Origin of the sequence: Oceanobacillus sp. FSL W8-0428 (assembly GCF_038004405.1) — a bacterium.
GTDB classification, from domain to species: domain Bacteria; phylum Bacillota; class Bacilli; order Bacillales; family Amphibacillaceae; genus Oceanobacillus; species Oceanobacillus sojae.
Genome location: NZ_JBBORB010000001.1, coordinates 1,604,842 through 1,624,342, shown reverse-complemented (window position 1 = coordinate 1,624,342; position 19,501 = coordinate 1,604,842). Strand labels below are relative to the sequence as shown.

At 37.7% G+C, this 19,501-nt stretch carries 22 protein-coding genes and 1 riboswitch; of the genes, 10 read left to right on the top strand and 12 right to left on the bottom strand.

Features of this window, described 5'->3' with window-relative positions:
• Nucleotides 1-313 precede the first annotated feature (313 nt).
• Entirely contained in the window at nucleotides 314-1,120 is an 807-nt protein-coding gene (locus MKY30_RS07385) for a VOC family protein (RefSeq protein WP_341083296.1), read from the bottom strand.
• A 122-nt stretch (nucleotides 1,121-1,242) separates the two neighbouring features.
• On the bottom strand, nucleotides 1,243-1,683 hold the full coding sequence (locus MKY30_RS07380; protein ID WP_147211561.1) for a carboxymuconolactone decarboxylase family protein: 441 nt from the start codon (nucleotides 1,681-1,683) through the stop codon (nucleotides 1,243-1,245).
• A gap of 248 nt (nucleotides 1,684-1,931) precedes the next feature.
• On the opposite strand from MKY30_RS07380, the gene MKY30_RS07375 reads away from it, so the two are divergent.
• Nucleotides 1,932-2,489, top strand: a complete 558-nt coding sequence (locus MKY30_RS07375) for a TetR family transcriptional regulator (protein WP_156988048.1) — start codon at nucleotides 1,932-1,934, stop codon at nucleotides 2,487-2,489.
• 64 nt (nucleotides 2,490-2,553) lie between these two features.
• Here the strand turns inward: MKY30_RS07375 and MKY30_RS07370 are convergent, their stop codons facing one another.
• The gene (locus tag MKY30_RS07370; RefSeq protein WP_341083293.1) at nucleotides 2,554-2,814 is read right to left on the bottom strand and encodes a helix-turn-helix domain-containing protein; all 261 of its coding nucleotides are present in this window, start codon (nucleotides 2,812-2,814) and stop codon (nucleotides 2,554-2,556) included.
• A gap of 117 nt (nucleotides 2,815-2,931) precedes the next feature.
• Nucleotides 2,932-3,486, bottom strand: a complete 555-nt coding sequence (locus tag MKY30_RS07365) for a hypothetical protein (RefSeq protein ID WP_341083291.1) — start codon at nucleotides 3,484-3,486, stop codon at nucleotides 2,932-2,934.
• 141 nt (nucleotides 3,487-3,627) lie between these two features.
• Here MKY30_RS07365 and MKY30_RS07360 point away from each other — a divergent pair, with 141 nt between their 5' ends.
• Nucleotides 3,628-3,966, top strand: coding sequence for a DUF898 family protein (locus MKY30_RS07360; RefSeq protein WP_147211477.1), 339 nt, complete (start codon nucleotides 3,628-3,630; stop codon nucleotides 3,964-3,966).
• A gap of 125 nt (nucleotides 3,967-4,091) precedes the next feature.
• Here the strand turns inward: MKY30_RS07360 and MKY30_RS07355 are convergent, their stop codons facing one another.
• Both MKY30_RS07355 and MKY30_RS07350 read right to left on the bottom strand, forming a co-directional pair.
• Nucleotides 4,092-4,727 carry a PspA/IM30 family protein gene (locus MKY30_RS07355; protein WP_147211478.1) on the bottom strand — a complete coding sequence of 212 codons (636 nt, stop codon included), beginning with the start codon at nucleotides 4,725-4,727 and terminating at the stop codon, nucleotides 4,092-4,094.
• A gap of 24 nt (nucleotides 4,728-4,751) precedes the next feature.
• Nucleotides 4,752-5,105 carry a lmo0954 family membrane protein gene (locus MKY30_RS07350; RefSeq protein ID WP_147211479.1) on the bottom strand — a complete coding sequence of 118 codons (354 nt, stop codon included), beginning with the start codon at nucleotides 5,103-5,105 and terminating at the stop codon, nucleotides 4,752-4,754.
• Between the two features lie 242 nt (nucleotides 5,106-5,347).
• Nucleotides 5,348-5,449: riboswitch (SAM riboswitch) on the top strand.
• A 99-nt stretch (nucleotides 5,450-5,548) separates the two neighbouring features.
• Here MKY30_RS07350 and MKY30_RS07345 point away from each other — a divergent pair.
• From MKY30_RS07345 to MKY30_RS07320, 6 genes are all read left to right on the top strand, one after another.
• Nucleotides 5,549-6,313 (top strand): SDR family NAD(P)-dependent oxidoreductase, encoded by a 765-nt coding sequence (locus MKY30_RS07345; protein ID WP_341085605.1) that lies wholly within the window; start codon nucleotides 5,549-5,551, stop codon nucleotides 6,311-6,313.
• 52 nt (nucleotides 6,314-6,365) lie between these two features.
• Entirely contained in the window at nucleotides 6,366-7,667 is a 1,302-nt protein-coding gene (locus MKY30_RS07340) for a Na+/H+ antiporter NhaC family protein (RefSeq protein ID WP_341083288.1), read from the top strand.
• Nucleotides 7,668-7,720: 53 nt separating this feature from the next.
• Nucleotides 7,721-8,188 (top strand): S-ribosylhomocysteine lyase, encoded by a 468-nt coding sequence (locus tag MKY30_RS07335; RefSeq protein WP_147211481.1) that lies wholly within the window; start codon nucleotides 7,721-7,723, stop codon nucleotides 8,186-8,188.
• A gap of 380 nt (nucleotides 8,189-8,568) precedes the next feature.
• On the top strand, nucleotides 8,569-8,907 hold the full coding sequence (locus tag MKY30_RS07330) for a PadR family transcriptional regulator (RefSeq protein WP_042530912.1): 339 nt from the start codon (nucleotides 8,569-8,571) through the stop codon (nucleotides 8,905-8,907).
• Entirely contained in the window at nucleotides 8,897-9,679 is a 783-nt protein-coding gene (locus tag MKY30_RS07325) for a hypothetical protein (RefSeq protein ID WP_341083283.1), read from the top strand. The genes MKY30_RS07330 and MKY30_RS07325 overlap by 11 nt, the downstream gene beginning before the upstream one ends.
• Nucleotides 9,680-9,803: 124 nt before the next feature.
• Nucleotides 9,804-10,499 carry an ABC transporter permease gene (locus MKY30_RS07320; RefSeq protein ID WP_339284064.1) on the top strand — a complete coding sequence of 232 codons (696 nt, stop codon included), beginning with the start codon at nucleotides 9,804-9,806 and terminating at the stop codon, nucleotides 10,497-10,499.
• 191 nt (nucleotides 10,500-10,690) lie between these two features.
• On the opposite strand, the gene MKY30_RS07315 is transcribed toward MKY30_RS07320, so the two are convergent.
• The 6 genes from MKY30_RS07315 to MKY30_RS07290 all read right to left on the bottom strand — a co-directional run bounded on the left by MKY30_RS07315 (nucleotide 10,691) and on the right by MKY30_RS07290 (nucleotide 16,730).
• Nucleotides 10,691-11,311, bottom strand: coding sequence for an FMN-binding negative transcriptional regulator (locus tag MKY30_RS07315; RefSeq protein WP_341083280.1), 621 nt, complete (start codon nucleotides 11,309-11,311; stop codon nucleotides 10,691-10,693).
• Nucleotides 11,312-11,333: 22 nt separating this feature from the next.
• Entirely contained in the window at nucleotides 11,334-11,849 is a 516-nt protein-coding gene (locus tag MKY30_RS07310) for a GNAT family N-acetyltransferase (protein WP_341083278.1), read from the bottom strand.
• Nucleotides 11,850-11,873: 24 nt separating this feature from the next.
• Complete coding sequence (locus tag MKY30_RS07305; RefSeq protein WP_147211486.1) at nucleotides 11,874-12,326, bottom strand: MarR family winged helix-turn-helix transcriptional regulator; 453 nt, start codon at nucleotides 12,324-12,326, stop codon at nucleotides 11,874-11,876.
• A gap of 220 nt (nucleotides 12,327-12,546) precedes the next feature.
• Complete coding sequence (locus MKY30_RS07300; protein WP_147211487.1) at nucleotides 12,547-13,383, bottom strand: BglG family transcription antiterminator; 837 nt, start codon at nucleotides 13,381-13,383, stop codon at nucleotides 12,547-12,549.
• Between the two features lie 26 nt (nucleotides 13,384-13,409).
• Nucleotides 13,410-14,837: a glycoside hydrolase family 1 protein gene (locus MKY30_RS07295; protein WP_147211488.1), complete on the bottom strand. Its 1,428-nt coding sequence runs from the start codon at nucleotides 14,835-14,837 to the stop codon at nucleotides 13,410-13,412.
• A gap of 12 nt (nucleotides 14,838-14,849) precedes the next feature.
• Nucleotides 14,850-16,730, bottom strand: a complete 1,881-nt coding sequence (locus tag MKY30_RS07290) for a beta-glucoside-specific PTS transporter subunit IIABC (RefSeq protein ID WP_341083276.1) — start codon at nucleotides 16,728-16,730, stop codon at nucleotides 14,850-14,852.
• 414 nt (nucleotides 16,731-17,144) lie between these two features.
• Here MKY30_RS07290 and MKY30_RS07285 point away from each other — a divergent pair, with 414 nt between their 5' ends.
• Complete coding sequence (locus MKY30_RS07285; RefSeq protein WP_156988036.1) at nucleotides 17,145-18,296, top strand: hypothetical protein; 1,152 nt, start codon at nucleotides 17,145-17,147, stop codon at nucleotides 18,294-18,296.
• Entirely contained in the window at nucleotides 18,293-19,492 is a 1,200-nt protein-coding gene (locus tag MKY30_RS07280; RefSeq protein ID WP_339284051.1) for an ABC transporter permease, read from the top strand. Before MKY30_RS07285 ends, MKY30_RS07280 begins: the two co-directional genes overlap by 4 nt.
• Nucleotides 19,493-19,501 lie beyond the last annotated feature (9 nt).

Sequence of the window (19,501 nt, the reverse complement as noted above, 5' to 3'; positions counted from 1 at the left end):
TAACGACTCAATTATAACTTTACCTCTAGGAATTGTAAACATTAATTTTTCTTAGAAATACCATTTATATTACTGTACCATATTTCAGATAAGAAAATGCTAAAATATTATGTAACAGAACCTTTTCAATAGCCAAAAGACAGTAAACCGTACCTGATTTAAGACTAATCAAAAAATTTTTTGTTTATATAATTAAATTAGAAATCAAATCCTCACACTCTCCGTTCCAAAAAAAATAACCCCAGAATATGAGAGGTTATACTTCGTTAAACACATTAATCTGTATATTAGATTAAGCCAGCTGAGCAGCAATTTAAATAAATCGGTACAAAGCATTCTTTACTTCAAATTGTTCTTGAGTGCTTCCTCCTGAAAAATTGACAAGAAAAGGTTTCTCTCCTCTCCGCTTCAATGTATCAGCAACCATTCCCACTCCATTGGGTTCATAAAATATAATATCTCCGCCTTTCAGCTTCAAACGGTATCCTGTTGCACATAAAGCTTCATCGATAAAGGATTCTCCCTGCTCCAAATTTAAATAAGCTGACCATTTTTCTATTATAGATTTCGCCTCTTTCACAGCAATTCCGACAGATGCCAGCGAAAGAGCTCCCCTTTTATGAACGAAAATCGTTCCTTGCTCTTTTAAGCCTTGCCTGCGTTCTTCGTCTGCTTCTTCCCATTCAATAAAGAATGGCCAGGCCAGCTCTTCCTCCGGATCCCCGGCAAATAGCAGCTTCCAGCTTATCATACTGCCGTCGGGTCTTTTTCTGCCAAGAGGAACAGGACCAATTACCTCCAGACCAAGTGATTTCAATCGTTCAGCTTCCTTCTCAAGATTGCGGGACCTTAATGCAATTCGTGATAAACCTGATGCATAATTATCTTTTTGAAAGGTATACCCCAGGCTGTATTTTTCAGCAGGCTGATCAGCTAAATGCTTATCAAACACTCCAATCAGCTCGATATAGCTTAAATCAAAATAACTGAGCGCGTTGTATGTTCCGCCATTATCATGCTTTCCGCCATCAACAGCATGGAGGCCAAGCTCCTTCAACGCCTCTCTGGCTTCTTCCGGACTATCAACAAAATGAACAAGGTGGTCAAACTGAAAATGCATTTGTCTTCCTCCCTTTTTACATTTCATTTTATACGAAACAGCTGATAAATTGAAATATCAAGTAAGTGGAACTGAGATTCTTCATCATTTAGCCTCTTGTACTACATGCTGTATTCATTTCCTTATACCTCAGCATGATTCCCCATCGCAATGGACAACCTGTTCCACGTATTAATTTGAATAATAACCATTACCAGTTCCACATATTCTTTTTCACTGAAATGTTCTCTCACCTGTCCATATAGTTCATCACTGACACCGTTTTCCGAAACCAGTGTCATATTTTCGGCCAATGCCAATGCCGCCTTTTCCTCTTTTGTAAAGGTCTCTGCTTCTCTCCAATTCTTCAAAATATCTATCTTTTCATCAGAGACTTTTAACTTTTTGGCTGCCCTCGTATGCATATTCAAGCAATAAGAGCATCCATTAATTTGTGAAACCCTGATTTTAATAAGCTCCTTCAGCTTCCTGTCAATGGAGGTTTTCCGTACATATTTCTCAGCATCCATAATCGTTTCCAATGCTGCCGGGTCCACTTTAAAATAGTTGATTCGGTTATCCATTTTCATCATTCCCGCTGCTTTTACAATACCTTTACTGATCAGTTTTGCCATACCCTTTCTCCTTTTTTAGATATTTGTAAAATCTGCCTGTCTCCATGAAAACCTTCTTCTTTTTTCCTGAAATAAGTGCAACATTTGTTGCATTTTTAAGGTTATCGTATACTAGCATTAGCGAATTAGCAATACAATCTCGATAAGTCCTACAAACCGCCTTTATTTGTTGGATTTACAAAGAGGAGTGAGCCAAGATGACGCATACAAGTAACAACCCCTCTGCCATCAGATCCCAGAAATGGCTGATAGAGGCGCTTTTGTCTCTTTTGGAAGAAAAGCCATATCATAAAATCTCTATTAAGGAAATTGCTGAAAAAGCAAATTTAGATCGAAGTACCTTTTATCGTCATTTCGATTCCAAACAAGCTTTACTGGAACAATACCTTGATTCCTTGGCTCAGGAGTACCTGCGAAGACTGGAAGCCGGAGAAAATATGGACATGGGGAAAGTATCCAAAATTTTTGTCGCATTTTGGATAGAGCATATAGACTTTATTCGGCTGACTAGAAAAAATGATTTAGACAGCTTGCTATTAAAGGCTTTTAATAAGCATTTACCATCTATCCACAGACTGACTAAAGACAAATTTTCCTACTCCATGAATGAAGCGTATATGGAGTTTGCTTTAGCTTTTAATGCGGGCGGAATGTGGAATATTCTGATGAAATGGGTGGATAGTGACTTTAAACACTCTTATGACGATCTGATAAAAGCTTTTGAAGAAATTAGCCGGTTTAACTTTTTTAGATAAGAAAAGAAAAAGCAAGCATTACTCCTTATTAGAGTCGCTCACTTTTTAGCTCAGCTATACCCGTCTATTTATCAGCAAGATTTTTAATTTCCTCTTTGCTCAGCTCTGTGATTTCTGCTATCTCATTGATCGGCATTCCTCTTGCAATCATTTTCAACGCTACTTCCTGATTCCGTTTTTGTATACCTTCTTTCCTGCCTTCTGCTATCCCTTCCCGCTTTCCTTCTTGTTTTCCTTCTTCCAACCCCTTCTCAAAATATGAATTAGGAAGATGAAGTACCATTTCTTTTTCCTCTTCCGGCAAGTTTTCGATTTTCTCCATCATTTGCGCTTCCTCCTCTTTATTTAGCTTCAAATAAGTCTCAAAAAATCCATATAAAAATGTTGTTTTGGCTGGATCTATTTTCATTCGGGTAATCATGCGCAGAAATTCTAGCTTTACCTAAGCACGTTCATGCTCTTCATAGCCCATTTGACTGAGTAACGCTGCCACCGCCGGGTTGTCTGATTGAATATATTCCTTCCACTTTTTCTTGGTTAAATGTAATTGTAAAAAATTAAATTGAAGTACGTTTTGTGTAGGTGTATTAATTTGGAATTGAGTCGGTTCTTCTTTTTCTCTAGTATAACTCAAAACGGCGATGGGTTGAATCGGTTTGCGGTGTTTGGCGTAGAGGTAAGAAAAATAGAGATACATTCTTTCGGGGAAATCATCTTCATGAATTGACTGTGCTTCGGTGTGAATATGGAGGATTTTGTCCTGGTGATTCAGCTTTACTTCAGCGAGAATATCTATTTCCTTCCTGCGGCCATTGATGTAGTCCAAGTATACTTCCTGTTCAAGGAATGTCACCTTGGAGAAATCAATATAGGGGTAAAGTTCGGGGGAAAAGCCTTCGATGAACTCCTCAAAAAACTCTTGTATGAGCTTTTTCGTCAGCCGATCATGCTTCATGTAGTCTGTTTTTTCTTCTAAAATGATGGGCGTTGTAAACAATGGCACACTCCCTTCATTTGAATTGTCTTTATTTTACAAATACTCCCACAGAAAATCTACTACAATACAATTAAGTATCGATAATCCCTTCTATTTTCTGGTAGAATATACAGCATCATTTACATAGAGAGCAGGGAGTTAATGGTGGAGAATGAGAGAGTAGAAACATTTAAAGGAAGAACCAGCTTCTTTGATGGTGGATTACTTCAATTCATTGGCTGGGTTATTCTTGGGACATTAGTGACGGTCTTTACACTAGGAATTTGTTATCCGTGGTCAATTACAATGATTTATGGTTGGAGAATAAATCATACAGTTATTGATGGCAAACGGATGCATTTTTCAGGTTCAGCTGTTGGCCTTTTCGGCAACTGGATCAAATGGTGGCTTTTAACGATTATCACATTAGGTATCTATGGATTCTGGGTGTTTATTAAACTGGAAGATTGGAAAGTACGCCATACTAATTTTATTAATTAATTTTTATACTGCAATTATTTTGGTTTTCAAAATAGGCACTCCCCTCATTACCAATTGGCAATGAGGGGAGTGCTGTTTGAGCTGCTAAGAACACTTTTTAATTTTTTCGCTTCTGTCTATGCGCTCTAGTTTGTTTCCTTTTCATCTAAATTCTTCTCAATTGCTGCAATTTTGTTGTCAAACGTGCTTCGATAGTATGAGCTGTTTACTTTGTACTCCAGGTTTTCAATATACTGCTCCATTTCTGCAAACTTAGAGAATGGTTTTTCTGGTGACTCTTCCACTACCCGATTAATTTGATGATTCGCTTTTGCGATATTTTCACGTCCCATCAGTTCCATACGGCGCAGGTGCATATCCTTTAAGCGGTGCTTCATCTCTTCGTATTTCTGCTCCAGGTTTTCAAGCTCGGTAATAGCTACTTCTCTGGATGCTTTCATACGATCTGCACGGTTTTGATATTCTTCATGCTCTTTTAGAGCAAATTCATGCATTTCCTCTTCCTGAGCACGATCTGCGATTTGTGCTTGATTTAAGCGTTTATCCGCAAGTTCCTGTGCTTTCATATACTCACGTGCAAACTCTTCTTTTAATTTATATTGGCGGTCAATCAGCTTTCTTACTTTTTCTTTTTCCTGTTCACTTTGGCGTAAATAATGATTAAGCGCAGCAATTGGATTCTTTTGCTCCTTTCTATCCATCATTGTGTGTAAATCTGCTGAAATCGTATCCTTCATTCGAGTGAAAATATTTGTTGACATAATCAATCTCTCCTTTTATGATTTTTATTTGTTTAACTCCGCCCACTGTTTTTCAAAATTCGTAAATGGGTCTTCATCTTCTTTTATTTCGTGGACAACAGAGCTTTCCGGTGTGTTCCAATTTTTATAGATAAGGTAAAGCGCATATGCCGCTGCAACACCTAAAACAGCATAAATATTAGAGAATGTAATGCTCACTACAACTAATCCGAGTATCGCCCAACCTACTTTTGCAGCAGTTGAATCTGTGCTCATAAATTTTTTAAAGCATATATATAGTAGCCATACGCTTAATGCCAGTAATACCATTGGACCTAAATTTGCTAGAAGGACAAGCACCGCGATCAGTCCTCCGACAAACAACATGAATTTTTTCATTTTGTTTTTCCCCTTTCGTTATCGTATCTTTATCTTATCGGTTTTGGCACTTCCCCGTAATGAGCCTGAGAAATATCTTTGTCTAAGCCTTAAGGTCTATTTGCTTCTAAACTACAGTTAAACAGGGTATTCGAAAAGAACAAAATTGGAAAGGTAATTCCACAACAAATATTGACTTTCAAATTTATTTCTTGTATCTTATTACTATTAATTACAAAATTCATATTCTATAAGTATATAATTTCTTATCTAGAGAGGTGGAGGGACTGGCCCTTCGAAGCCTCGGCAGCGGACTATATTAGTACTGTGCCAATTCCAGTAGCATCAAAGCTTAGAGATAGGAAGAGAAAAATAATTTATTTCATTTTTACCTCTTCTTTTGATTTAAGAAGGGGTTTTTATTTTGCTTTTTATTCCAGCAATGAAGGGAAGGAATGTTCGTGATGTACACAATGGATTTAACAGGTAAGGTTGCGATTGTAACTGGTGGAGCTAACGGAATTGGCAAGGCAATTGTAGAGGCACTTCTGGATTGCGGGGCAAAGGTTGCTGTAGCTGACAAAATAGATGCGCCTGCAAATGCAGCAGCTAATGTTTTATATATTGCCACCGATGTATCAAAAAGTGATCAGATAGACAATATGGTCAAGCATGTGATAGATCATTTTGGCAGATTAGATATCTTAGTAAATAATGCTGGAATTTCTACAATGGATTATTTTGTTGATATAAAGGAAAATGATTGGGATAAAACAATGGATGTTAATGCAAAAGGAGTCTACCTCTGTATGCAGGCGGCGGCTAATGCCCTTAAACAGCAGGGAGAAGGCGGAAAAATTATCAATATTTCTTCACAGGCCGGCAAAAACGGATACCGGCTTATGGGGAGCTATGTCGCTTCAAAGCATGCTGTTCTTGGTATGACCAAGGTTGCTGCTCTAGAGCTGGCTAAGGATAAAATCAATGTGAACGCCGTCTGCCCAGGTATCGTTGAAACAGATATGAAGAGGACAGAAAGAACGATTGGCGGTGAGCTTCGAAAAGTTAATGCGGAGGCAATTGAACTCGAGGATAATTCTCAGGTCCCTTTAGGAAGAACAGGGGTTCCGCAGGATATTGCAAATGTTGTTATCTTTTTGGCGTCCACTTATTCGGATTATATGACAGGGCAAGGAGTAAATGTTACCGGCGGTATGACCATGAACTAATCGTTTTTTATATTCCATTATCTTAAACAGATAAAAAATCAGGAGGATTTCAATGGCTAATCAAGAAAATAAAGGAAGCTTATTGGCGCTTTTACCATTACTTATTTTTGTACTTTTATTTATTGGCACTGGATTAATCACAGGCGACTTTTCCAACATGCCAATTAATGTTGCTATCATTATTGCATCAGCTGCGGCACTAGCAATGAATCGAAAAGAAAAACTTACTGCAAAGCTGGAGATATTCACCAAAGGTGCAGGACATCCAAATATCATGTTAATGGTAGTTATTTTTATTTTGGCTGGGGCATTTGCCCAGACCGCTTCAGAAATGGGTGCCGTTGAATCAACAGTTAATATGGGGCTGTCGTTCATTCCAAGTAATTATTTGATGGTCGGCCTGTTTATTGTCGGTTGTTTTATCTCTCTTTCCATGGGGACTTCTATGGGAACTGTTGCTGCACTTACCCCTATCGGCATAGGTATTGCTGAGCAAACCGGCATTCCACTGGCACTAGCAATGGGGACAGTAATCAGTGGAGCAATGTTCGGAGACAATTTATCTATGATTTCAGATACAACCATCGCTGCCGTACGGACACAGCATACAAAAATGAGTGATAAATTTAAGACAAACTTTTTTATTATTTTACCGGGAGCAATAGTTACATCTATTATTCTTTGGTTTATCACTCGTGGGAGCTCCGTTGAATTAGCTGGTGAATATCCTTATGAATTTATTCAAGTTTTGCCTTATATTGCTGTATTAGTTTGTGCGCTTATCGGAATCAATGTACTCATTGTTCTATTCGGAGGAACTATTCTAGCCGGTATTATTGGATTGCTCAATGGTTCTTTTACCGGAACGGGACTTATCCAAGCCGTTTCTCAAGGGGTCTTAAACATGCAGGATATTGCACTAGTTGCTATTTTCATTGGCGGAATGATTGGCATCATCCAATATAATGGTGGTATTCAGTGGCTGCTCAATACTGTAACCAGCAGAATAAGAACGAAAAAAGGAGCGGAATTTGGTATTGCCGGGTTAGTAAGTGCCGCCGACATCGCAACAGCAAACAATACCATTTCGATTATTATGACTGGACCACTAGCAAAAAATATTGCCGATGAATATAACGTTGACCCGCGAAAGTCTGCCAGTCTGCTGGATATCTTTTCAAGCTGCTGGCAAGGGCTCGTTCCTTATGGAGGGCAAATGCTGGCGGCTGCCGGTCTTGCAGCTATTTCACCAGTAAGCATCATACCTTATTCTATTTACCCAATGACATTAGGAATTTGTGGTATCATTGCTATATTAATAGGCTTTCCCAGATTTAAAAAAGCTGGAAACTAAAAAAATAAAGAATAACATGTTAAACTAAAGAAAAAAGAAGGAGCGTATCAATTATGGTAAAAGCAATGAATGTAGAAAGTTTTAATCTGGATCACACAAAAGTGGCAGCACCCTATATCCGTTTGGCTGGAACAACAAAAGGTGCAAATGGAGATGTTATCTATAAGTATGACCTGCGTTTAAAACAGCCGAATAAAGGACATATGGATATGCCTGCACTTCATTCACTGGAGCATCTAATGGCTGAATTAATTAGAAACCATCATGATACGGTAGTAGATTTTAGTCCAATGGGCTGCCAAACTGGATTCTATTTAACTATTTTAAACGATGACAACTATGATGGACTTCTGGAAACAGTAGAAAAAACTTTAGAAGATGTATTAAATGCTGAAGAAGTTCCCGCATGTAATGAAGTTCAATGCGGCTGGGCTGCGAGCCACAGCTTAGAAGGTGCCAAAGAATTAGCAAAAGAATTACTGGAACATAAAGCAGAATGGCATAAGGTATTTGCAGAATAAATTGAAGTAAATTGTTAAAAGGAAATCCGGGCATGCCCGGGTTTCTTTTTTTTAAAGAGTAAGAAAGTATAAAAAATGCTGGAGATAGCCGCTCCAGAAATACACTACGCTTCCCGTAGCGGACATCTCCTTGGCAAGAACACCAGTGTTTTAAAGAACAAGTGATTTTCTTGGTTTTTCTTATGTAAATGGATTTATCATTTCCCCTTCACTTCAAATCTATAAATAAAAATTTCAGCTACTTTGAATTACACCATTATTATCGTCTTTACCTATCCCTAAAGTAAAAGAAAAAACTCAACTATCTTTTTATATAAGATAGTTGACAATTACCTTTTAATCAACTATAGTATATTACAAGATAGTCAAGGAGGTACGGCATGTCAGTATCTGATCAGATGATGAAGGGATTATTAGATGGAGCAATTTTAGGACTAATTTCTCAAGGTGAAACTTATGGATATGAAATTTTAGAGAAATTAAAAGAACGGGATTTCCCGGAAATCAGTGACGGAAGTATTTATCCTGTACTTCTGCGCTTAAGTAAAAAAGGATATGTCCAAACCGAACTGAAAAAATCCGATACAGGCGGGCCAAAACGAAAATACTACACAATCACAGATAAAGGCTTGGAAGAATTAGCCGTATTTCGGAATAAATGGTCCTATCTGAATAAAGGGATGAATAACTTGATGAGGAGTGTGGAGGATGCTAAGTAAAGAAGCAGAAAAATTTTTGCTGAATTTACGTTTAGAGCTAATAAGCCGCGGTAAAAGAGAAAAAGATATTCAAGAAATTGAAGCAGAACTGCGAGATCATTTAATAGAAGCGGAAGCAAATGGGCAAAGTGTAGGAAGTATTACCGGAAATTCTGTGAAGGCGTATATCCGGTCTATTTCCGAAGAACTTCCGCGAAACAAAGGTTTTATTAAATATAGTATTTTATTACTTGTCTATTTGCTGGGGGTATTTATCATTCCTGACCTAATCAGCGGAGACTTTGAATTAAATACAAGTGTTATCCTGTATAACCTTGCAGTGCTGATTATCGGAACAGCGGCTACTATCATTTCCTTAAAAAAAATCGTTCAAAAATATGGAGACAGTAAAAAAACCTACATCGGACTGTTTTTATTTTATGCTCCTTACATGGCTGCTCTGGTCGGCGGACAATTTATTATCCGAAATCATCCAGGGATTGTGCTTGCAGAGAGCAATTTTATTGTAAACCTTATTATCGGAGCTATTCTCTTAAGTATTTTCATTATTGTCACGCTTATCTTGAAGCAATGGTTTTTGGCAATATTTATATTCTTAATGTGTCTGCCTAGTGTGCCTGAGATTATTGGTAAAATCTCTACTGGTGGCAGCATTCTAGAAGGTGAATCCTATTTAATCATTTCCGGTATTATACTTATTGCCGTTAATATTACTGTAATGGGAATTCTAATGTATACATCTAAAAAAGAGGATAAAAAAATCTCTCATTAAACAATAGTTAAATGTGGAATTGCAAGCTTCAGCCTTCAATTACCTGATAAAATCATTGATACAGATATACGCGCAACAAATCTTTCCCATCAAGATAAGCAATATCCCTTAACTGGGGGCAATTGTGGAAGAAAGCTTTGCAGAAGAGCATCATATTAAAGTGGGAGACGAGCTGCCAATAACTGATCTTTATAATTACTCAGGCTATGATCCACTTATTGTCAGTGCAATTTCTAATGAATCATCCTTATTTCCATTTAACAGTATTGTTGTCGATTGGTCCGAAGAAATAGCCGATGTTTTGAATGTAAGTGAAATTTTTGTTGATACCGACGATGTGGACGTTTTGCAGCCCATTATCAGTAAAATACCTGCATTACATTTCACTACAAAAACAGCAGAGCTAAAAGAAGGTGACCAGATGTTTCAGCAGCGATATGTCCTGGTTATCGGAACATTGATTATTTTAATCGCAAGTGCAGCATTCGGCATCTTGCAAACACTGATGAACGACATATTAACGCAGCAAACCAGCTACCGGATTACACGTCTATCAGGCTTAACACAGAACGGTATGATGTGCGTTATTGTTTGGCAGGCATTCATCTTTGTTTGTTATGGGGTAGTATTCGGCTTAACTTTTGGTATTTTCTTTACGAAGCTGCTTGGGTTTGTAATTGATCCAGGTTCCAGTACATTCATTGATAGTACTGCCGTTTTGTATCCTGTAGGTGCACTGCTTGTGCTAACACTTATATGTTTTATACTGCAAGGGTACAAAATGAGCAGACACCCTCTTGAAAACACAGAAGACAGTTGATTCATTATTAGAGAATTTATATCAAAGGTATACAGCGCATTCAAATGGATTGAAACCGGACACATTAATATATAGTGGAGCGAACTGCTCTACCTTCCAGCGATAGTATTAATACTGTCCAGTTTCAATAATTCATAAATTTAAAAATGGCTTCATCCAACCTCTTTCCTCTCATAATTTGAACTGCTATCTCATGGCAATGGCATATTCTTTTTCATCTGCTCTGCGACTTGACGGGAATCAGGATCCCCTTCCTCCTGCAAATGATTCATAACACTTTTATAATCAGCTTCTTTTCGATTTTGACTTAATTTGTAGGCCGCCTGAACTTCTGTCACTCTAACTTCAAATCCAACAATTGCTTTCAGCTGTGCCTCTAACAGCTTGGGTGTAAACTTCTCTACTGAAAAAGAAGGGTCTCTATGCTTTTCATACTTATCTGAAAGAATTTTTAGCGACTCCCTAAGTTCATCCTTCTCCAGTATTCGTGGAACTCCATACATATGGACAGCCTGATAATTCCAGGTTGGAACATTCTCATGCGAATACCAGGTCGGGGAAATATACGCATGCGGTCCTTGAAATATCACCAGTGCATTCTCTACATTCTCCAATGTTTTCCATTGCGGGTTTGCGTAGGCTACATGGCCTGTAATGATATAATCATCATCTTTTCTGGTTATTGTTACCGGCAGATGTGTTGCAACAGGTGCATTATTCTCTGTCGTAACCAGTGTTGCAAAGGAATACTGCTTGACAAATCCCCAAATTTCTTTCGTATCCGTGACTTTAAAACACTTAGGTATATACATAGCTACTCTCCTTTATGGATATCTACAGTGTTTTCGTCATAATATAATCTGTCTGCTCATCATCCCCCATAAAAAAGGAATGCGATCCGGTCTGTACAAAACCATTTTTCCTGTAAAAGACCAGTGCCTGCTCATTATATTCCCAAACACCCAGCCATACTTTCTGCTTCTTTTTATTCTCTGCTATTTCAATTGCTTTGTTCATCAAATATTTTCCCAATCCCTTCCGCTGAAAGCCGCCTCGAATATAAATTCGTTCTATTTCAAGCGCATCCGCGTCCATTTCCTCTGACTGGGCGTCATCTGTATTCACCTTCATATATCCAGCCAGCTGGTTATTATAGTAAATGAAAAAGAAAAATGAATTTTCCTTCATCATTTCCTTTCGGAGCTTACCCAATGTATATGCACTTTCCAAATAAGCTTGCATATTCTCCGGTGTATTCTGCTCTTGAAATGTTTCCATAAATGTTTCTATACTGATTTCTTGCAGCATCTGCAAATCGTTTTGATTGCAAGCTTCTATCTTTATCACCATGTTTTTGTCTTCCCTTCGTTCCATTTAATACTGCCGCTTATTTCCTTTCTTCACAAACTCCCAGTCCACCTCAATATTTTTCCGGACCTTTTCAAGTAAATATACAAGCTTTTCTGCTTCTTTTTCTGTCAGCCCTTTTAAGGCTACCTGATTGGAGTAATCATTTTCCTTTTTAATCATTGGGTAGATGTACTCTCCTTTTTCCGTTGGCAGCAGCCTCTTTATCTTTCTGTTATCTGCATCAGCTGTCTTTTGAATAAAATTGTTTTCCTCCAGCTTTTTGATAGCTCGTGCAGCTGTGGTTCTGTCTACTTTTATCATTTCAGCAAGCTTTTCTTGAATAATACCCGGGTTTTCACAGATACGGACCAAATATAGATATTGGCCTTTTGTAAGATCATATTCTTTAAATTCGATATTGCTGATAGAGTCAAGTGCTCTCGCAATCATCCCTATTTCGCGCAGGATTTCTGCCATTCTTTCACCCCCGGCTTTTTTATTATATATAAATTTTAATTTATTTTTGTTGTAAGTACAACAAAAATAAACAACAGATTTTTTATTGTCTGGAAAGTTCCAAAAATCCAAAAGCCCTTCATCACACAGCAATTTCTAAATTTTTTTCGCAAAATCAGTATTCATATTGACGACAAAAAAACAGAACCGGCTTAAAATATCCGTTTCTGTTTCTTTATTTCTACTGTTGATTGGTAAAACGTGCTAAATGTATCATAAAATAAAGTTTTTCTTCATCAGTGACCTCATACCCAGCTACATTCTTACTATATTCAGCAATCGCTTGCGTAGCTTTATACTCTTCTGGATATTTTTCTATAAATTGCTCATATAAGAAAAGATCTTTATTATCTAGCTGTTTATTCTCTAATATACGCTGGATGAAGTATTCAAGATGTGTGACAAATCGGTTGTAGCGCATAGAATGAATGTCCAGCTGGATATTTAACTTATATTGAATTAAGTTCAGCATATCCTTTACCATCTTCATCCGTAACATCGTCTTTTCAAAATTTTGATCTTTAGTTTTAGCATTTACAAGGTGAAAAGCGATATTTCCCGCTTCTTCCTCCGGCAAATGGACAGCCAATCTGCTGTTAATCTCTTTAACCACCGTAAGTGCTGCTTCAAACTCTTCAGGATAATGATTACGAACCTCATTTAAAAGTTTGTTCTGGAAGACCAGTCCTTTTTCTGCGCGTTCAATGGCAAATGCAATATGGTCAAATAATATAAGAAAATAACGATCATCCAGTTCACCTTTCCAATGATCTTTCAGATGACCTAAAGCATCATTAATTGCTTCAAAATGCTGTTTCGGAGCACTCTCTAATATACGCACATATTCTTGCCTTGCATGTTGATCATTAGGGACAAAAACCTTTTCAATGGTTTCCTCATCAATAAGGTCACCTTTTTTGTATTTAAAGCCCAGTCCTCTCCCCATCACAATAACAATATGGTCTTCTTCATTCTTAGAAAACACAAGGTTGTTATTCAATACTTTGTCCACCTTCATCAGATCACCAACTATACTTGTGAAGTTTAATTATTCTTATCTAATCCGTCCTTGCCGTTGGACTCAATCACCTTTTGATACCAATAAAAGCTGTCTTTCTTGATGCGTTTCAAATCCTTCACATCGAATTCTCCTCTATTTACATAAATAAAACCATATCGTTTAGCATAGCCTTGATGCGTACTGACTACATCCAATGCTGCCCATGGGAAATATCCAAACACTTCTACACCGTCTGTTAACGCCCATTGAATTTGTTTCAGATGTGCCTGGATAAAATCAATCCGATAATCATCGCGCACTGAACCATCATCATTGAGTACATCCGGCGCACCAATGCCATTTTCGGTAATCATTATCGGTAAATTATATCTTTCATATACTTTACGCAGGGTAAGCCGTAACCCCACAGGATCGATTACCCATCCATATTTAGTTTTATCTACATAAGGGTTTTCCTCTGCCCGGTATACACCTGGTTCTCCAAGCATAATTTGCTGATCTCCAGCTCTCGGGCTTACGTCACTGGCGTCCCCCGTACTTTCAGAAATAGTGGCAGTGGAATAATAATTTATTGCAATAAAATCAGGATGTCCCTTGCCAATAGCTTCTAAATCTCCTTCAAGAATCTCTGGCTGCCAACCTCTATTTTCCAAATAACTCCACAACAAATTATTGTATTTTCCATGCACTGCCAGGTCAAGGAAGCTCCAGCCGCGAATTGTTTCCCAATTGTGCGCTGCAATAGCATCCTCCGGTTTACTTGTAGCCTGGTACATCGAGGTCATATTCAGTGCTGGACCAATCTGTGAATGTGGACACATCTCATGGCATAATTCCATTACTTTTCCTTGAGCCACCAGCATATGATGGTTTTGTTGATATAAAGAAGTTTTCGTTGGAAGTTTTCCGCCTTTTGGTACCCCAACTGCACCTGGATGCAGAATCAATGTGTTCTGTTCATTAATGGTAAGCCAATAATTAACTTTTTTTCCAAATCGATTAAATAATATCCTTGCATACTCTACAAAAGCATCAATAACCTCACGATTTCCCCAGCCGCCTTTTTCTTCCAATGCATATGGCAAATCGAAATGATAAAGAGTAACAATTGGTTCTATCCCATACTTTATCAGTTCGTCTATTAATTCCTCATAATGCTGTAAGCCTTTTTCATTTATTTCTCCTGTTCCTTCAGGAAAAATACGAGTCCATGCAATGGAAAAGCGGTATCCCTTCAGCCCTAATTCATGAAAAAGCCGAATATCCTCTTTAAATCGATGGTAATGATCACTCGCAACAGTAAATCCAGCAGTATCTTCCGGATGATCCATCATATCGATGACAGATTTTCCTTTCCCATCTTCCTCAGAAGCTCCTTCTACCTGATAGGCTGAAGTAGAAGCCCCCCAAAGGAAATCCTTTGGGAAAGGCTTTAATTCATTATATAACATATTAAATCCTCCTTACTTCTTATCTAAAAGCTTTTGGCCATAACCAATTTGTTCCACTGAAACAACTGTCATGTCCTGAAATTCATCAGTATTCGTAATAATAATAGGTGTAACTATATCATAACCTTTATCTTTAATTGCCTCACGGTCAAAGTTAACTAACAAATCTCCAGTCTCAATACGATCACCTTGTTGTACATGTACAGTAAAGAATTCTCCATTAAGATTAACGGTATCAATGCCAATATGGATTAGTAATTCCAAGCCGTCATCACGCTTTAATCCTATTGCGTGTTTAGAAGGAAGCAGTGTAACAACCTCACCTGAAAATGGAGCCCTTACCTCATTCTGATCAGGAACAATCGCTGTACCTTTTCCAAGCAATCCACTTGAAAACACATCATCATTAACCTCTTCCAAAGGTACTACGATCCCGGAAAGTGGGCTGGCGATAGAAGTTTGTGTTGTAGCAATTACTTTATTTATTTCCTTTTGATTTTCTTTCGTTTCACTTACTTCTGTCGTAATTGTTTCATCAACTGGATCCTCAAATCCAAGAATCCAAGTAACTGCAAAAGCAACGACAAAAGCAATAACAATCGTCATTAAAGCATGAACGATATTCATTGGATTTTCACCGATAAATGCTGGGATCCCTGCTAGCCCGGGTGAAACAAATGCGTAGCGTACAAGCCCGGAAAGACCTGCATATATCCCTGCACATCCCCCACCAATCATGGCAGCAATTAATGGTTTTTTCAATTTTAGAGTAACCCCATACAGAGAAGGTTCTGTAATACCTACTAGAGCGGTAAAACCAGCTGAGCCTGCCATCTGTTTAAGTTCTCTGTTTTTTGATTTAACAGCAACCGCTAATGTAGCCGCCCCCTGTGCAATATTAGATGCAAGCATACCAGGTCCATTCATCGTTTCGTAGCCATTATTGGATAGCTGTGTTGTAGCAATTGGTGTCATAGCCCAGGCAGTTCCAGTAATAAGCAGGAACGGCTGTAATGTTCCCATTAACATTGGAATTAGCCAGCTGGCATGACTGTTAATAGTATCAGCTCCAAATGCTACTAAATCATTTAAATAGGTTCCAATTGGGCCAATGACTACAAGCGCTAGCGGCGCTGTAATCAACATAATTAACATCGGCTTCAAAAAGAATTTGATAATGGAAGGTGATACCCATTCTGCAAAGCGTTCCACATAAGACATAATCCATACAGTGATAATAATAGGTAATACAGATCCTGCATAATCTGTTAATTGAACTGGTACACCAATAAAGTGAAGTGTATCACCAGCCTCCAGTACGCCTGCCCAATTCGGGTGAAGCAAGACTCCAGCAATCGTCATTGAAAGAATTGGTGACGTTCCAAACTTAATAGAAGCACCGTAGGCCAGTAATACAGGCATAAAGAAGAAAGCCGCATCTGCAACCGTATTCAATATGAAGAAAGTTTGGCTTTCCTCTGTCAACAGCCCAACTAATACCAATATTGCTAAAACTGCTTTAATCATACCCGCACCAATAATAGCTGGAATAAAAGGGGTGAAGGTAGTCGAAATAACACTAATCAAACGGGAAATAACACTTTTCTTTTCTTTATTATTGTTGGAATTATTTTTTTGATCTCCCTCTGGGCCAATTTCTTCGTGAATGGCACGATAAACTTGCTGCACTTCATTGCCCACAATAATTTGAAATTGTCCTCCTTTATTTACTACAGAAATAACACCCGGCAGCTTTTCGATTTGCTCTTTTTCCACTTTAGAATAATCATGAAATTCAAATCGAAGCCTTGTTGCACAATGTGTAAGCATAGCTACATTATCTTTACCGCCAACACGGGCCAATACTTCCTTACCTAATTGTTTGTAGTTCATCTTCCTTTGCTCCTTTATAAGATGCCTGTATTACTTATAAAAGGCAAAAAAAATACCAAAACAACTTACACCTATCCCTAAAAGAGATAAAGTATAAATTATTCTGGTTTTGCCTGCATTATCAGTAACACGCCATCATAATCCGTGTAATATTTAGTTATATAACTGAAAATTAGCATATCACATAGGAAATTATAATGCAATAGTTTAAATTTCTTTATTAACAATATAACTATTTTCTTACGGTTTTATTCTCTGTGTTCGGTTAAAACTCCTAAAAAACCTCCTAATATGCTCTAATAATACATTAAATCTCCCTAAGATAAAATAACGCTTACATTTTTATGTTACAATAAAACAGATGTGGAAAATTAGAACTTTTCTGACATACATTGTTGATAAAGGGGAATAGACATGTTCAGGTTAATGAAGACCATTTTTCTAGTTGAACGGAAGAACCTGAAATTCAAATCTATTATTTTCATTTTAATTCTTTTCATCATCGGTTCCTTCGTTTACTTGGAAAACAGTCAATTTAGAGAGCTTGAACCAGGTACTGCTGCAGAAGTTGTTGCATTAAATTCCGCTTTAGACCAGTTTAGAAATGTAGATGCAACCGATTCTGATGTAGCATCTCCGCTCTATCGGAATCTGATTAGTCAATCGAGTAATCTGGCTAACAGAACGCTGGGATTAGTGATGGAAGATGAAGACACATACATACAAGGTGCCATTGACCTCACAGAAGTACGGAATGAGGCTTATGCTCTGGACGGTTTTGAGGAGGTTGCCCAATTTATCCCTGCCTATCGGCAAAACCAGCTGGATGCTGCACTTTTCACAGAAATTCAGACTCAGGAAGAAAGGCTGCTTGTTGATAATTCTAACTTCCCGACTTATATTATCCTGTTTCTATTTGCGCTAGGATATGGCTGGTACTTATTAGTTGGCATATTCTCATCTGATATCCTGTTGGATGAAACAAATCACAAATCTCTTGTAAATGGTTATCCTCTCTCTACTGCTTCTAAACTATTTGCAAAGCTATTAAGCTATTTTCTATTTATTTTTTTCTGTTTAGTTTTGACCTTCACCATTGCTATCACTTCAGCTGCTATAATTTACAATATGGATTTAAGTTATCCTGTAGCCTTATTTAACGGGAATTATCCAGCAATACCTGTCTGGCAATATATAGGTATCGCCTTCCTTTATTTATTATGCTTGTCACTTGTGGCAATCGCCATTTCTATTTTATTAAATTACTGCTTTAAAAACCTGTATATCATTATCTTTGTGCACTTTTTTGTCTTTTTTATCGTGTATCTGCTGCCAGATTTGGGAAAATGGATGAGTTTTTTACCTTTTAATTATCTTAATTTCCAAACTGTCGCTGATGGAAGCGTTGCAGAAATAACAGGTAATGCAGCAATCACATTATCCAATGGATTTCTTACTTTGCTCCTCAGCCTTCTCGTTATATTTCTCTTCATCTATTGGCAGTTTCACCGGAGCCAAACGAAGGAGAGCCGATTGAAGGATGATAAAGGAGGGAGGATGTCATGACTGGATATGTCCATTGGGAGTTGAAAGTTTTTTTCAGCAACCGGAAAAATATCATATTATTTATCTTATTATTATTGGCTAGTCTTTACTATGCACTTTATCTGGCACCGAATTATCAGCCGATTGAATCTATTAATAAAAACGAAATCGAAGCAAGATATGAAGACCGGCAAGAATTCCTTGATAATGTTGTAATCCGGGAAGGATCCCACCCATTAACGGTATTCGCCTATCAGATTTTCCCAGAATGGAATGAATATGATGGAGCACGCTTAGATGCTTTAGCAACAGGAGACTTACACACCTATGCTGAAGCAACACAACATTGGTATTCGTATTCTGATGAGATTATTTATCCATCTGGTCAGGACTCTTTCTTACGTTATACTACAGGTTATTATACGTATGGAAATCGATTTTCCCATTCAGATGGACATTATGCCTATCTGTCTTCTGCTGAGAGATACAGAGAGTATGCAAATGCATCCTATGATGTGAGTATACAGATTTTTGAAGAACGTACAGCACTTCAAACGCTTCAGAGACTCCTAGCGTCCAGTCTCCCTTATATTATTCTGATCGTATGTCTGTTTTTAAGTACCGATATTGTGATGAAGGACAGGCATCATCTGAGTATTGTAAATGGATTTCCGCTCACGCCCTTTAAACGGCTGATGCTAAAAGGAGTGGTGGCCTTATTAGGCAGTCTCACATCACTTGTCGTTTTAATTCCTTCATTTCTGATTATCGGTTTCCGGGAAGGATTTGGAACACTGTCTCTCCCGGTGGTGAGATATCACTTTGAATTTTTAAACCTGGGAACATACGAAAGCATATCCATGGGTTTATTTTTAGTACAAAGCTTTGTCATGATGTTACTGTGGTTTACGATTATTATCAGTCTTGTATTATTGATGAGTATTGTCTTGAAAAATGAGTTTATTAACCTGACCATCGGTATCATTTTCTTTATTGAAGCAACTTATTATCAAAGAGGAGCAATTATTGATGCCTGGTTAAGCTATCTGCCGACCTCCTATATACAAATAGGGAATATCGTCAGCGGCTACAGACAGTATATCCTGGCAATAGATTCTGTAACCATAATAAAAGGACAGCTCGTGCTTCTTGCTGCAGCTCTGCTTATCATTTTACTTATCTGGTTTATAAGCAGAATTAAAAGATTAGCAATTTGATGAAAAGCT